The 14,503-nt window shown below is 39.5% G+C and carries 10 protein-coding genes; 7 read left to right on the top strand and 3 right to left on the bottom strand.

All coding sequences use genetic code 11. The features are described 5' to 3' along the window. Positions 1-33 precede the first annotated feature (33 nt). Genes QOL76_RS07740 through QOL76_RS07710 form a run of 7 tightly spaced genes read left to right on the top strand, consistent with a single transcriptional unit; the run spans position 34 to position 10,522 of the window. Positions 34-1,833, top strand: a complete 1,800-nt coding sequence (locus tag QOL76_RS07740; protein ID WP_283412416.1) for a type I restriction-modification system subunit M — start codon at positions 34-36, stop codon at positions 1,831-1,833. Positions 1,834-1,844: 11 nt separating this feature from the next. Continuing rightward, positions 1,845-3,614 carry a DUF262 domain-containing protein gene (locus QOL76_RS07735; RefSeq protein WP_346771400.1) on the top strand — a complete coding sequence of 590 codons (1,770 nt, stop codon included), beginning with the start codon at positions 1,845-1,847 and terminating at the stop codon, positions 3,612-3,614. Beyond that, positions 3,611-4,960 carry a restriction endonuclease subunit S gene (locus QOL76_RS07730; protein ID WP_283412415.1) on the top strand — a complete coding sequence of 450 codons (1,350 nt, stop codon included), beginning with the start codon at positions 3,611-3,613 and terminating at the stop codon, positions 4,958-4,960. The genes QOL76_RS07735 and QOL76_RS07730 overlap by 4 nt, the downstream gene beginning before the upstream one ends. Continuing rightward, the gene (locus QOL76_RS07725; RefSeq protein ID WP_283412414.1) at positions 4,960-5,988 is read left to right on the top strand and encodes a hypothetical protein; all 1,029 of its coding nucleotides are present in this window, start codon (positions 4,960-4,962) and stop codon (positions 5,986-5,988) included. The genes QOL76_RS07730 and QOL76_RS07725 overlap by 1 nt, the downstream gene beginning before the upstream one ends. Further along, positions 5,985-8,993 carry a type I restriction endonuclease subunit R gene (locus tag QOL76_RS07720; protein ID WP_283412413.1) on the top strand — a complete coding sequence of 1,003 codons (3,009 nt, stop codon included), beginning with the start codon at positions 5,985-5,987 and terminating at the stop codon, positions 8,991-8,993. The genes QOL76_RS07725 and QOL76_RS07720 overlap by 4 nt, the downstream gene beginning before the upstream one ends. 3 nt (positions 8,994-8,996) lie before the next feature. Then, positions 8,997-10,076 (top strand): DNA-binding protein, encoded by a 1,080-nt coding sequence (locus QOL76_RS07715; RefSeq protein WP_283412412.1) that lies wholly within the window; start codon positions 8,997-8,999, stop codon positions 10,074-10,076. Continuing rightward, positions 10,073-10,522 carry a type II toxin-antitoxin system death-on-curing family toxin gene (locus tag QOL76_RS07710; protein ID WP_283412411.1) on the top strand — a complete coding sequence of 150 codons (450 nt, stop codon included), beginning with the start codon at positions 10,073-10,075 and terminating at the stop codon, positions 10,520-10,522. The genes QOL76_RS07715 and QOL76_RS07710 overlap by 4 nt, the downstream gene beginning before the upstream one ends. A gap of 59 nt (positions 10,523-10,581) precedes the next feature. Here QOL76_RS07710 and QOL76_RS07705 read toward each other — a convergent pair whose 3' ends face one another. The 3 genes from QOL76_RS07705 to QOL76_RS07695 all read right to left on the bottom strand — a co-directional run bounded on the left by QOL76_RS07705 (position 10,582) and on the right by QOL76_RS07695 (position 14,503). Then, complete coding sequence (locus QOL76_RS07705) at positions 10,582-10,803, bottom strand: hypothetical protein (protein WP_283412410.1); 222 nt, start codon at positions 10,801-10,803, stop codon at positions 10,582-10,584. Positions 10,804-11,404: 601 nt separating this feature from the next. Continuing rightward, on the bottom strand, positions 11,405-11,749 hold the full coding sequence (locus QOL76_RS07700; RefSeq protein WP_283412409.1) for a four-helix bundle copper-binding protein: 345 nt from the start codon (positions 11,747-11,749) through the stop codon (positions 11,405-11,407). A gap of 498 nt (positions 11,750-12,247) precedes the next feature. Beyond that, a complete protein-coding gene (locus tag QOL76_RS07695) occupies positions 12,248-14,503 on the bottom strand; it encodes a multicopper oxidase domain-containing protein (protein WP_283412408.1) in 2,256 nt (751 codons plus the stop codon).

The raw sequence follows: 14,503 nt of genomic DNA, 5'->3' as shown, positions 1-14,503 counted from the left end.
AGAAGCTCACATTTTCAAGATTGAAGCATACGCATGAAAAATTTTAAGGAAAAAGCCGACCTGATCTGGAAAGTCGCCGACTTGCTAAGAGGCGACTACAAACAGTCAGACTATGGTAAGGTGATCCTACCTATGACAGTCCTAAGACGATTGGACTGTATCCTCAAGCCGACAAAAGATAAGGTTTTGAACTACCTTCCCAAGGTAGAAACCCTGAAAGAAGGCGCAAAAGACCTTGCTCTCAATAAGATCGCAGGACATAGCTTTCACAATCGAAGCTCGTTTGATTTCGATAAGATTGTAGCCGATCCTAACAATGTCGCGGCCAACCTTCGGAATTACATCAATGGCTTTTCGACTAGCGCACGGGAGATCATTGAATATTTCAACTTTGATGACCATATCGACCGTTTGGACGATCCAAAGGCCGACATCCTTTTTCGGGTGGTAAAGTCCTTTCAGGAGATTGATCTTTCGGATATGGAGTCCATTGAGATGGGCTACACCTTTGAGGAACTGATCCGGAAATTTGCAGAACAGTCTAATGAGACTGCCGGGGAACATTTTACTCCGAGAGAAATTATCCGCTTGATGGTGAATCTTTTGTTCATCGAGGATATTGAGATACTGACCATCGAAGGCATTGTGAAAACCCTATACGATCCAACAGCTGGGACTGGAGGGATGCTTTCAGGAGGGGAACAATATGTGAAAGAGCTTAATCCTAAGGCTGAGCTCAAGGTATTTGGACAGGAAATCAACCCAGAATCCTATGCAATCTGTAAAGCAGATATGTTGATCAAAGGACAAAATCCGAGTAATATCAAGTTCGGAAATACCCTATCCAACGATCAGCTAACTGAAGAGCAGTTTGATTATCAAATTTCAAATCCGCCTTTTGGAGTTGATTGGAAAAAGGCCGAAAAAACCATCAAAGCCGAATCAGATAAGAAAGGCATGGAAGGCCGCTTCGGAGCAGGATTGCCCCGTATCAATGACGGGTCCTTGTTGTTTTTGCAGCACATGATTTCGAAGATGAAGGAAGGCGGGTCACGGATCGCCATTGTCTTCAACGGCTCACCGCTGTTCTCTGGAGCGGCTGAAAGTGGGGAAAGCAATATCCGTAAATGGATCATCGAAAATGATTGGCTGGAAGCTGTCATTGCCCTACCCGATCAGCTTTTCTACAACACAGGTATAAGTACCTATATCTGGATTGTGACCAACCAAAAGTCAGATAAGCGTAAAGGAAAAGTACAGCTCATTAATGCCACGGGTGCCAAGGATGAAGAGCTAGTCAAAGAAGGCAAATTGGAATTCAACCGTTTCTGGCAAAAGATGGACAGAAGCTTGGGTAACAAACGTAAGAAAATCATCGAAAACGGTTCTGAACGGGGCATCGGGTTTATCACCAATCTCTATGGAAACTTTGAAGAGAATGAGTTCGTCAAAATCCTGCCGAATGAGTTTTTTGGCTATTGGCGCATCACTGTGGAGCAACCTGAAAAAGACAAAAACGGCAAAATCGTTAAGACTAAAGGCAAACCAAAGCCTGATACATCACTGCGTGACTATGAGAATATACCTTTCCTTAAAAAGGATGCAAATGGCAAGCTGGTACCCCAAACCATCGAAGAATATTTCGATGCAGAAGTAAAACCGCACCTGCCAGAAGCCTGGGTGGATCATAGCAAGACTAAGATTGGCTATGAGATCAACTTCACAAAGTACTTCTACGAATTCAAGCCGCTTCGGTCATTGAAAGATATCAAAGCCGATATTTTGGCATTGGAAGAAAAAACACTAAAAACTGAAAAAATAATTTTGAATTGATCAGGTAAACTATGCTAAGTGCTAATAAAGAAAAGTTGCAGTCATTTTTGATGGGTACAAACCAATTTGTGATCCCTTTTTTTCAGAGATCTTACGTTTGGAGGCCTGACAACTGGAGTGAACTTTGGGATAATGTAAATGAAGAATTTCTTGAATTAGAATCTGGAAATCAGTCCAGCGAACATTTCATTGGAACCATAATAATCAAGCAAAAAGAAACTACTAGAGTTGGATTGCTTGAATATGATTTGATAGATGGCCAACAAAGACTAACGACAGTGTGCCTTCTGTTAAGAGCCTTCTATGATGTAACGGAAGATCAAAACTTAAAAAATTGGATAAAAAACCTTTTGGTATTTACTGATTCATATGGACAAGAAAATATCCGTATTCTTCACAGCAGAGTGGACAGGGAATATTTTCAAAATATTGTTTTAAGCAGTGAAAACAACCAAACTCTTTGGGATGATTTTAAAGAACTAAAAGCAAGTGAATTTGAAAAGAAGTTAGAAATAGAGAATCGGATAAAAGGTGGATACCTGTTTTTCAGGAAAAAAATTGAACAAGAAGTCGAAAAAGATAAAATCCGTTCTTTTATAACCATTATTCTGGAAAAACTGCCTGTAATTCACATGGCACTATCCAAAGATGATGATGTTCAGCAAATTTTTGATACAATTAATTCCCTAGGGGTAAAACTTACAACTGCAGAATTACTTAAGAATCTTCTTTATTCGAACCAGGCTGTGATTAACCTTTATGATGAATGTTGGTATTCTGTATTTGAAGCTGACGAGGACGCAATAGACTTTTGGAACAGAGATAGGACCTCAGGAAGAATTCGAAGAACTACTGTTGAACTTTTCCTTTACAGCTATTTGGTCATTCTTGAGGAAAGCTCAGTAAAAATGGAGGCCTTATTTAAGGAGTTCAAAAAACACTTGAAGGATAAGACAAGTACAGAATTAGTATCTTTTGCAAAAGAGCTTCGGGATTTTGCAAAGGTCTATCAGCAAATGCCTGATGGAGAAAATCTTTCTGAAATCAGCTTTGTCGAACATGAAAAGCGATTTTTTCATGTTATAAGGGAATTTGAAATTACCACAATTTTCCCACTAATTCTTTACATTTTTAAACATGTAAATGACCAGAGCGAGAGAGTTAGAATATTAAATGTGCTTGAGTCTTATCTTACAAGACGAACGGTTTGTAGACTCACAACGAAAAATTACAATAATCTTTTTCTTTCTCTTCTGGGGACGGTAAAGAAAATGGAAACCATTACATCAAATGGTATAAAAACTGAGCTACTAAAATATTCAGAACCGACAAGCAAGTTCCCGACAGACGATGAGTTTAAAGACGCATTTCAAAACACGACTTTAGTAAATAAATATAGTCGGGAGATCCTCTATTGCATAGCTCTTTATCAACTGAACAATGATTTTACTGATAATTCAAGACTTAATTTGGATGGCTTTAGTGTCGAACACATGATGCCAAAGAAATGGCGGAACAACTGGAACAATCTTCCAGTCGGAACTGCTGAAAATTTCAGGGACTATAAATTGTTGACTCTTGGCAATCTTACTTTGGTTAAAGGCAAACTTAATAGTTCCATGCGTGACTCAAGTTGGGAAAAAAAGAAAGAGTCGCTTCGTATTTTTTCTACACTTAGACAAACTACAGATTATACCACTAAACTCGATTGGAATGAAATTGAAATGACCGAAAGAGCGAACGACTTATATCAATCAGCAATACAGATTTGGAAACGATGAAAACATACGATTCATACAAAGATTCTGGCATTGATTGGATTGGAGAGATTCCCAGTACCTGGAAAGTATCGCGTTTCAATCACAACTTCTTGTTTTCAAGGGGGCTTCCAATTACCAAACAGGACTTGAAAGATAATGGTATACCTTGTGTTAGCTATGGAGAAATTCATTCCAAATTTGGAAGAATTATAGACCCTGATAAGCACCAATTAAAATTTGCAGATGAAGGTTTTTTGGAAAGTAATCCCAATTCATTACTTTCAAGGGGCGATTTTTTATTTGCTGATACTTCTGAAGATTTAGAAGGGTCAGGTAACTTCACTTGTTTGGATAGCGATTCGCCTACATTTGCTGGATATCATACTGTTATAGCCAGGTTGTTAAATCGTCAAGAATTTGACTATAAGTACCTTTCCTATTTTTTTGACTCAATTGAATTTCGGAATCAAATTAGAAGTTCCGTTACAGGAATTAAGGTCTTTAGCATTACTCAAGGGATACTAAAGAGTACAAGCATAGTAGTTCCGAAATTGCAAGAGCAATCCTCTATCTCCTCTTACCTTGACCGAAAAACTGCAGAAATTGACGAACTCATTAACGACAAAAAGCGCCTCATCGAACTCTACGAAGAAGAAAAGACCTCTGTAGTTAACCAAGCCGTTACCAAAGGCCTTGATCCAAATGCTCCCATGAAGGATTCAGGGATTGAATGGTTAGGAAAAATCCCGAAGCATTGGGAGGTAAAAAGACTCAGGTATTTGGGCTCAACTCTAAATGGACTAAGTAAATCTGCCGATTTCTTTGGTCGAGGATATCCTTTCATTAGTTACTCTGATGTTTATAAAAATGAATTTTTGCCATCTAATTTTAGCGGATTGGTTGAGTCAACTGAGGTAGAAAGAGATAATTTATCAGTCAAAGAAGGGGATGTTTTTTTTACTAGAACATCTGAAACTATTGAAGAGATTGGAATTGCTTCAACCTGTACTAAAACTATCCCTAATGCAGTATTCGCTGGTTTCTTAATACGGTTTAGACCTATATCTAATAGATTAACGACAAATTTCAGTAAGTATTATTTTAGAGCCCAAATACATCGTAGGTATTTTGTGAAAGAAATGAATTTAGTCACTAGGGCTTCATTAAGTCAAGAGTTACTAAAAAAGCTACCAATTTTATTGCCCCCCATTTCGGAGCAATTTGAAATCGCAAAACATCTAGAATTTGAAATCCGCGCCATAAATGGAAAAATTTTGAAAACCAAAAAACTAATCGATCTCTTAACAGAATACCGGACTGCTTTAATAAGTGAAGTGGTCACGGGAAAAACTAAAGTAATTGATTAATGACACTTTGTACTGCCTATATCCGACAAATAAACGATACTGAGGAATTAGTTTTTGCAACTGATAGCTGCTTGACTGGAGGAGAGAAGTGGAAGCATGGAATTAAACTTTTCGAGTTGTCAAGGAAAGATTGCCTCCTTTGCTTTGCTGGCGATACCATGCGGGCTTATCCCCTTGTTTTAAACTTAGTATCATCCATCCACCTAGACAAATATCTTGAATCACCGGCCACTACCCTTGAAGAGGTCTTAGAATTTTTATCTGAGCTCTTCACAAAACTTGTAAAAACGATTACTGAGGTTGGAAAAGATAGGATTCATGAGGAAAGAGGATCTGCTAAATTTCTATTCGGGGGATGGGATTGGCAAAAAGGATCAAATGGTTCATTTCGAGTTTGGAAGCTTTATTATTCATCAGAAGTCGAAGGATTTATTTTTGACGAATTGACTAATCCAAGCACACAAACAATATTCTACACTTTTATGGGTAATGCTGCTTCATTTGGTGACATAGAAAAAGAGGCAAAAAGTCGTTTTAATAGATTATTGACGATTGAAGAAAAAATTGGTTCAAAGCTGGATATGGAGCCTTTAAGGATTCTTAGTGAAATTTCTCTTGATAAGAGTATACGAGAAGTTGATGGAAGCTTACAAATTGCAAAAATTTACAAGTCAAATCGGACAGAATTTTTTGGCATCTATTGGGAGTCTAGTAAAGGAATACCTTGCTTTCAAGGTCGAGAATATAAAGAAGTAAATAAGCCTTTGGTCCGTTATTTTGACCCTGATACTTTTCAGATAATAGAGTCTGATTTGCCTAGGAGACTATTGAATATATCAGAAGAATTGTTCTTGGATAATTTTGAAGCCGTTCGATCTAGTTTTGATGAGTATGGATATTTAAGGGAAGGATTGTCGGAAAAGCAAAAATATGATTTGAGGCTGATTTTTAAGGATGTGGCCTATAGGCAATTTATAGAAAACCAGGAAAAAACAATTGAACCCCAAGAAATGGAAGATTCGGAATGAACCTTACAAATGAACATACTTTTGAATCAGCTCTTGTCCAGTCTCTTGTCGAGCAAGGAGGGTATTCCTTTGGAAATTCTGAAGATTATAGCAGAGAACTTGGACTTTTTAAATATGAGGTAATCCAGTTCCTCCAGCAATCTCAGCCAAAGCGTTGGGAAAAAATAACTGCTATTCATGGCCCCGATGCTGATAATCGGGTTATTCAACGTCTTTATAAAGAATTGGATCTTCGTGGAAGTTTGGACGTTCTCCGTAATGGATTTGTGGATTATGGCGTTCGGTTTCAAATGGCATTCTTTCAGCCTACCTCAGGTTTAAATCCCGATGCGGTTGACCTGTATCAAAAGAATAGCCTGAAGGTATATCGGCAGATCTACTACAGTAGCAAAAACAAGAACTCTGTTGATGTACTACTGTCGCTCAATGGAATCCCTGTGGCGACACTAGAGCTCAAAAACCAATTCACAGGGCAGAACGTCGGCAATGCGCTAAAGCAATATGCCACTACCCGAGACAATCGAGAAATTCTTTTTGCCTTTAAGAAACGTTCTTTGGTTCATTTTGCGGTGGATCAGGATGAAGTCTTTATGGCAACCAAGTTAGACGGTAGCAAAACGTACTGGCTTCCTTTCAATAAGGGATACAATAACGGTAAGGGCAATCCCAAAAACGCGGGAGGGTATCGTACTGCTTACCTTTGGGAAAATATCCTTCAAAAGGATAGCTGGATGGAAATCATCCAGCGATTTATTCACCTTCAGACGGAAGAGTTTGAATCGGAAGGTAAGATTTATAAAAAGGAAAAACTGATTTTCCCTCGTTATCATCAGCTCGATGCCGTGCGTAAAGTTAGTACCGATGTTTTGGCTAGTGGTGCTGGGAAAAACTACCTTATCCAGCACTCAGCTGGGTCAGGAAAAAGTAATTCCATTGCTTGGCTTGCTTATCGACTGTCCAGCCTACATGACAGCCAAAACCAGCGTATGTTTGATTCCGTGATTGTTGTGACAGATCGTAAAGTCCTGGATCAGCAATTGCAGAATACGATTTATCAGTTTGAGCATAAATCAGGGGTCGTTCAAAAGATTGATAAGGACAGTACCCAATTAGCCAATGCGCTAGGATACGGCACCAATATCATCATCACGACTTTGCAGAAATTCCCTTTTGTAGTCGAAAAAGTAGGGGAATTACCTGAGCGCAAGTACGCTGTTATCATTGATGAGGCACACAGCTCCCAGGGAGGTGAAGCCAGTAAAAAGCTGAAAGAGGTCTTGGCAGCTAAATCACTGGAAGATGCCGCCGATGCTGAGTTAGATGACGATTACTCAGGGGATGATTTTGTTCGGGAACAAATCGAGAAATCGGCCAAAGCTCGTGGGAGCCAAGCGAATATTTCCTTTTTTGCTTTTACCGCTACGCCCAAATACAAGACACTCCAAGTTTTCGGGGAAAAAGACCAACATGGGAAACCGAAGCCGTTTCACCTGTATGCCATGCGACAGGCCATTGAGGAAGGCTTTATCCATGATGTGCTGCAGAACTATACGACCTATGAGCTATACTTCAAGCTGACCAAGGCGATACTAGACGATCCCAAATTCAATAAGAAGAAAGCTGCCAAAGCTATTGGCAAGTATGTTTCTCTTCACCCGCATAATCTGGCTCAAAAAACGGAAATCATCATTGAGCATTTTCGGGATATTGTATCCCAAAAGATTGGAGGCAAAGGCAAGGCGATGGTGGTATGTGGCTCTCGATTGCACTCCAAGCGATATTTCGAAGAGTTCAAGAAATACATCAAAGCAAAGAAGTACGATAAAGAGATCAAGGTACTGGTTGCTTTCTCTGGCAAAGTTATAGATGACAATTTTCCTGATGGGGTTTCCGAGCCAGAATTGACAGGATATAAAGAGAGGGAACTGCCGGAAGTCTTTGATAAAGACGATTACAAAATCCTGATCGTCGCTGATAAATATCAAACGGGTTTTGACCAACCCCTACTCCATACCATGTATGTGGACAAGAAGCTCTCTGGAGTCAAAGCGGTTCAGACCCTTTCCCGATTAAATAGAACCTGCCCTGGCAAAGAAGATACCTTTGTACTGGACTTTGCCAATGATCGGCAAACAATCCTGGATTCCTTCCAGCCTTACTATGAGGTAACTTCTGTCAAAGAAGAAACCGAAATCAATCACCTATATGATCTCAAGGGTAATTTAGATAAGTTTCAGGTGTATTGGGATCAGGATATTGAGGCCTTTGCCAATGTCTATTTTGATCCCGCAACCAAGCTAAATAATGCCAAACAGCAGAAGTACCTGTATAGCTTTACCGATCCTGCTGTAGATCGTTTCAAAGAAATCCCTGAAGAAGAGAAACAAGACGAATTCAAAAAAGGCCTTCGGACGTGGACAAACCTTTATGCGTTTCTGTCTCAAATCATGCCTTTCATAGACCCTGAATTTGAGAAGTTTTACGCCTATGCCAAATTGCTTCAGACCCGATTACCTAAGAAAGAATTGTCCGATGCCCTACACTTGGATGATGAAATAGCTTTAGAATACTATCGCTTGCAGAAAATCAAGGATGGATCAATCGAGCTTGAGAAAAGCAAAGATGGCGAACTCAGCGGAACGACTGAGGCAGGCCTTAAGCGTCCAAAAGACGAAGAAGCCCTCCTCTCTGAAATTGTTACTGTCCTAAATGACCGTTTTGGGACTGAATTTGAAGAAGCGGACAAGCTCTTCTTTGATCAGATTGAGGCGGAATTGTTGGATGATGAAACACTCCAAACCCAAGCCAAGGTCAATCAATTGGATACCTTTAAGTTTGCCTTTGAGGATAAATTCATTGATAAAATGATTGGACGTATGGATCAAAACCAAGAGATCTTTGAGAAAATCCTAGAAGACAAGCTGTTTGGTGATTTAGTCAAAGAGATAATGATGAAGAAGATTTATAAGAGGTTGAATGATTCAACCGCACAAAAAGGACTTTAAAAAATGACTAGAGACCTGACCCAGTCGGCAATCGACAGACAAAATATTCTGAATAATTCTCAGGCCATTGACTCAATCCAAACCAAACTTGGATTGTCCGGTCTGCATTACAATGAGGAATATAAGTTTACCACCAAAATGGTGATGGACTTTTACGAAGTCAGTCGAGCAACGATCAGCCGTTATATAGCAAACCACCAGGATGAATTGTCCCATAATGGGTATCAAGTACTTAAAGGGCAAAAACTAAAAGAGTTCAAGTCTTTATTCGGACATCTAATCGCTCCTCATGATGACAGTTCACAGAGTATCACTGATGATACTCTGTCGGATCAAACCGCTGATAATCAATCTATTTCTAGGATTAAAGCACTTGCGGTTTTCAATTTCAGGGCTGTATTAAATCTTGGAATGCTTCTCACCGAAAGTGAAAAAGCGAAGCAAGTCCGAAGCCTCATGCTCGACGTTGTCATAGACACCATCAATAAGCGCATTGGAGGTTCAACAAAGTATATCAATCAAAGAGAAGAAGATTTTTTGATTGCCATCGCTCGAGAACCGATTTACCGAAAGGAGTTTACAAGTGCACTGAGCCAGCATTTGGATATGGGACCAATGAAGTACAGCATTTACACGGATGCGATATACAATGCCATATTCAAGGAGAATGCAAAGGAATATAAAGCAATCCTACGATTGGAAGAAAAAGACAATCCCAGGGACACCATGTATGCCGATGTCTTAAAGCTAATTGCTTCTTTTGAAATTGGGCTTGCTGATGAAATAAGGGATGAAGCAAACAAACTCGAAAGAAAGCTAAGGCCTTCCGAATTGAATATTTTGATAGACCGCTTTTCTAACAAACGACAATGGATTCCTTTAATCGATGACGCTAGAGCAAAAATGGCCTCAAGGGATTATGGTTTACGGAACATAATCCATCAGCGCCTCCAAAAATATATTGGTGCACTAAGTCACGATGATTACACCAGATTTTTAGGAGACAGAAGCAAAGACCTTATCGAGAGAGTTCTGGAAAATCCGCAACTGATTGATGTTTTCAAAAGGCTGAAAGACAGATGAGTATTGATTTTCAATATTTCACAGTAGAGTATGCCATAGAGGTACATGACAACATTGTCAGAGAGTCCGGAGGTTTTTTTGGTGTACGAGATAGAGGACTCATAGAAAGTACCATTGAGCATATGAAAAATGACTTCTATTACCCGGAGATAGAAGATAAACTCACGCATTTATTCTATTCAATCAACAAAAATCATTGCTTTAACGATGGAAATAAAAGGGCTTCACTGGCCCTAAGTGTTTATTTTCTGTACTTAAATGGTCTAGAAGTTCTTGCTGAGAAATTTATCCTGACCATGGAAAACATTGTAGTCGATGTAGCAGACAATCGAATCGATAGAGATTTACTCTTTGAAATTATTCAGTCCATTTTGTATGAAGAAGATTTTTCAGAGGAGTTAAAAATCAAAATCATCCATGCAAAAAGTGTGGATGATGACAGCTGATAAGTGTTTTTAAGCTAGAGCGCTTCGACTAGCACAAAAAAAGCCCTTTCGGGCTTTTCTCAAGATTCTTTCGGATCTGGTTCTTTGACAGAGACGTAAACGGTGTGGGTTTTACTGTACTGATCAGGTTCTTTCAGCTTGGCGACATTGAACTTGACGAAGGTCTCTCCTTCGTACTCGAAGGTGTGGTTTTGAAGCTCGGCCATATTCAGGCTCACTTCTACGATATCCATGTTTTCGACTTGCTTTCCTTTACCGATGTACTTTTTTGAGAATGCCATACTATTTTGGTTTTAGTTAAAATTTATGCAGGTCATTTAGGGTGGCCGGGAAAGTGAGGAAAAATTAGAATTTAAAAACTGCGAGGCAGTCTGTAGGAGACCCTGTTTTTAGGGAATTCTGCTGAAAGCCCCAATTTTTTGAAACCGACAGGCCGTTCGACCTTTGTGCATACAATTGGATAAAACCGGAATAGGGCATGTAAATACTTCGAGGGTAAGGCAAGATGAAAAGAGGGATTAGCCAAAATCAATTAAGGGTAATTTCCTCAGCAAGAGGTACAGAAACCTCTCCTAGAGGTAAAGCTTCATAGTCAAATTGTCGATAGACTTCCCCCACTTCATGCTCTTTGAGCAAACAGCCATCATTAAGAAACAGGAGGAGACCATCACATCTTATCTGGAAAAATTTAAAAATCAAGACCCGATCAATCCGGATTTGGTCTTTCGGGATCCATACTTTCCCGGATCACCTGATCACTTCGGGTCACTTACAGATGTTCAAAACAGTTGGCCCGCACCTCATCATGGACGTATTCTGTAAAAACTATTTCCAAAAGGATGTACTTGACAAAGTATATCCTTTTGGACTGAAGCAAGTCTCTCAAGCGGCCATCTTTCTGCATTCTTCAGCGCATCTTTTACAAGCTTCTGCACAATTTTTACAATGCTCTGTTTTATGACTGTCACATTCTGCTCCACATTCTTCACAAATCGTGGCGCAAAAACCACATAATTGGCGGGAATAATTTTCACCCATAAAGCCATCGGCTCGGGCCATAAAAGCGGCAGCCATACGGCAGATATCAGCACAATATCTATCCAACTGGATACATTTTGCCATTGCTTTTACATCTTCCTCTTGAAGACAGGCTGTTGCACAGTGATCGCATTCACTTGCACATTCATAACAGGCATCGATACAATTTTTAAATTTTTCGTAATTCATAACTAGTTAATTTAAATTTTCTTCAGGTCCGCTGTTGCCCGGCCTTCAGTATCGCTGTCGCCCGATAATAAGACATCAAGGTGCCAAGTGTTGAAATTATAGAATGCATTTACCGTACCAAGCATTCCAAAATGAATTAGTTTTTACAGAACCGAGAGCGACCCAACAAACATAAAGCCTCCTACAGTTCATGCAGGAGGCTTTAGTGTAGTTATCAAGAGGTCTAGTGTCTTTTAACCTTCTGCAAATCTCAAGTTTTAAACTTTTCACCAAGTGCCTAAGGGTGTACTCGAGTATTTCTCTCAGAATTTTGACTACTCAAACCAAATTATTACAGAAATACGGAATGGAGTCTTATAGTTAAAATCGTACTACAACTACTACTTTCTTTATTATAGATCAAAAGATAACTTCCTCAAAACCGATCCTATAATTGAGGCAGTTAAGTCAAGCTATCTATATCAATATAGTTTAATCTTATTAATTGAAACTCCGTTCTCAATAATTCAACATCAATCCCCCTCCAAATCCCATATCACTATCGTAATGAGTTCTGAACCCGATGTTTTTACCTACTATATAGTTCAATCCGACCATGTATTCTTTGTCAGTATTAACCATAATGTTTGCTCTGAATCTTTTTGATATAGGTATATCCTCTCGTCTTAATTGAACTCTTACATTGCCGTCTTGATAAACTTCGGTTTGTAGAATAAATAACAAGGGTAAGGTATAGGCAACTCCTACACTGAATTGGGCACGGTTGTCTTTGGTACTTTTCTGTCCAAAAATGTTTTGTTCTACTTCGTCGTGGCCTAACTTTCGGTAACGCCAATCAAAACCGACAAAAGGCAATAGCCATTGCATTCTTCCAAGATACCTGCCTACGTGCGTTTCACTTTCATAACCGTGCTCATCATTGTAACCCAATCTCCATTCCGTACCAAAACTCCAACGGGCATTTTGTACCATCGCCATTCCGTCATTGCCATTGGTAGCAAAGTCATTTTGAGCCATAAGGTGTAATTGGTTGCTCTCTTTTTGCAATTTTTTGTAAGCCCATTTTTTGTCGGGAAGCAATGGATTTGGTTCTTGATCTTCATAGCTAAAAACCCGGTTCATTCCTGCCATCATATGATAAAGAATATGGCAGTGGAAAAACCAATCCCCCTCAACATTGGCTTCAAACTCAATGACGTTGGTTTCCATTGGCATAATATCCATTACGTTTTTGAGCGGAGCGTACTCATCTTGTCCGTTGATCACCCTAAAATCATGTCCATGCAAGTGCATGGGATGACGCATCATGGAGTTGTTGAACATTGTGATTCTTACAATCTCTCCTTTCTTTATCAAAATTTTATCGGATTCTGCAAGCACTTTATTGTCCATACTCCACACATATCGGTTCATGTTGCCTGTCAGTTCAAATTTCAATTCTCTAACGGGAGCATCGGCAGGCAATGTGGTTTTAGTTGGGGACTTTAACATCGCATAATTGAGGGTTACAATATCCGAATTACCTGAACCGTGCTTAGAATGGTCCATATTCTCCATATCCATTTCTGGCATTTCATCCATTTTCATTGGCTTATTTTCGCCTGAAATTTCGGGATACATAACCGTGTTCATATCCATTTGCTGAAGGCTCATATTCATTCCCATATCGTTCATATCGCCATTCATCTTCATCATATCGTTCATCATTTTCATGCCTTCAAAATATTTCAGTTTGGGCAATGGACTAACCAATTGTTTGATGCCTGAGCCGATGTAAATGGAAGCTGATTTGGTTCTGTCCTCCGCTGTGGCAAGAAACTCATAGGAAGTATTTTCAGCGGGGATAGTTACAATGACATCATAGGTTTCCGACACACCAATAATCAACCTGTCTACTTCCACAGGATCCACATCGTTGCCGTCATTGGCTATAACAACCATTTTTCCGCCTGCATAAGTGAGCCAAAAGTAGGAGGACGCTCCACCGTTTGAGATTTGCAACCGTACTCTATCCCCTGCTTTGAATTGGGATAATTGGCTTTCATTTTTGCCGTTTATTAGAAATTTATCATAATAAATATCACTTACATCCATTGCCAACATTCGTTTCCATTCGTTGGTGAGTTTGGTTTTAAAATGACCTTCTCGTATGGCTTCGGCATAACTTTGAGTGGTTCCTTTTTTGATGGCAAACCAATCAGAAGCATTGTGTAACATCCTATGGACATTTTCGGGTTTGTAGTCTGTCCACTCACTTAAAATAATTGGGACGGTCGGAATATCGTCGATCCCTGCCCTTAATCCCGGGTCGTCATCTCTTTTCTTCAAAATCATAGAACCATACATTCCTATTTGTTCTTGCAGTCCGCTATGGCTATGATACCAATGTGTGCCATGCTGGATTATTGGAAAGGTGTATTTGTGTGTTGTGCCTGGTTCAATTGGCATTTGTGTCAGATAAGGAACGCCATCTTCCTTGTTGGGTAAAAACAAGCCGTGCCAATGTAAAGAGGTGCTTTCTTCGAGTTGGTTGTGCACGTATATTTCTGCTATATCACCTTCGGTAAAGGTCAGTGTTGGCATCGGAATTTGCCCGTTTACGGCAATGGCCCATTTTTCTTTGCCTGAAAAATTGACAAGGGTATCCTTTACATACAAGTCGTATCGCACTACTTTTTGTGCGAAAAGCGAGTTGGTTACCAATAGCACAACACCTATTAGCAACAACTTCTTATAAATATTACTTTTTATCAT

The sequence above is a fragment of the Algoriphagus winogradskyi genome (genome assembly GCF_900182815.1).
Taxonomy (GTDB): Bacteria; Bacteroidota; Bacteroidia; order Cytophagales; family Cyclobacteriaceae; genus Algoriphagus; species Algoriphagus winogradskyi.
This window is presented reverse-complemented; position numbering and strand designations above follow the sequence as displayed.

Excerpts from the sequence above, each read along its gene's own strand:
- QOL76_RS07740 (WP_283412416.1), top strand. The coding sequence starts at position 34 with ATGAAAAATTTTAAGGAAAAAGCCGACCTGATCTGGAAAGTCGCCGAC.
- QOL76_RS07735 (WP_346771400.1), top strand. The coding sequence starts at position 1,845 with ATGCTAAGTGCTAATAAAGAAAAGTTGCAGTCATTTTTGATGGGTACA.
- QOL76_RS07730 (WP_283412415.1), top strand. The coding sequence starts at position 3,611 with ATGAAAACATACGATTCATACAAAGATTCTGGCATTGATTGGATTGGA.
- QOL76_RS07725 (WP_283412414.1), top strand. The coding sequence starts at position 4,960 with ATGACACTTTGTACTGCCTATATCCGACAAATAAACGATACTGAGGAA.
- QOL76_RS07720 (WP_283412413.1), top strand. The coding sequence starts at position 5,985 with ATGAACCTTACAAATGAACATACTTTTGAATCAGCTCTTGTCCAGTCT.
- QOL76_RS07715 (WP_283412412.1), top strand. The coding sequence starts at position 8,997 with ATGACTAGAGACCTGACCCAGTCGGCAATCGACAGACAAAATATTCTG.
- QOL76_RS07710 (WP_283412411.1), top strand. The coding sequence starts at position 10,073 with ATGAGTATTGATTTTCAATATTTCACAGTAGAGTATGCCATAGAGGTA.
- QOL76_RS07705 (WP_283412410.1), bottom strand. The coding sequence starts at position 10,803 with ATGGCATTCTCAAAAAAGTACATCGGTAAAGGAAAGCAAGTCGAAAAC.
- QOL76_RS07700 (WP_283412409.1), bottom strand. The coding sequence starts at position 11,749 with ATGAATTACGAAAAATTTAAAAATTGTATCGATGCCTGTTATGAATGT.
- QOL76_RS07695 (WP_283412408.1), bottom strand. The coding sequence starts at position 14,503 with ATGATAAAAAGTAATATTTATAAGAAGTTGTTGCTAATAGGTGTTGTG.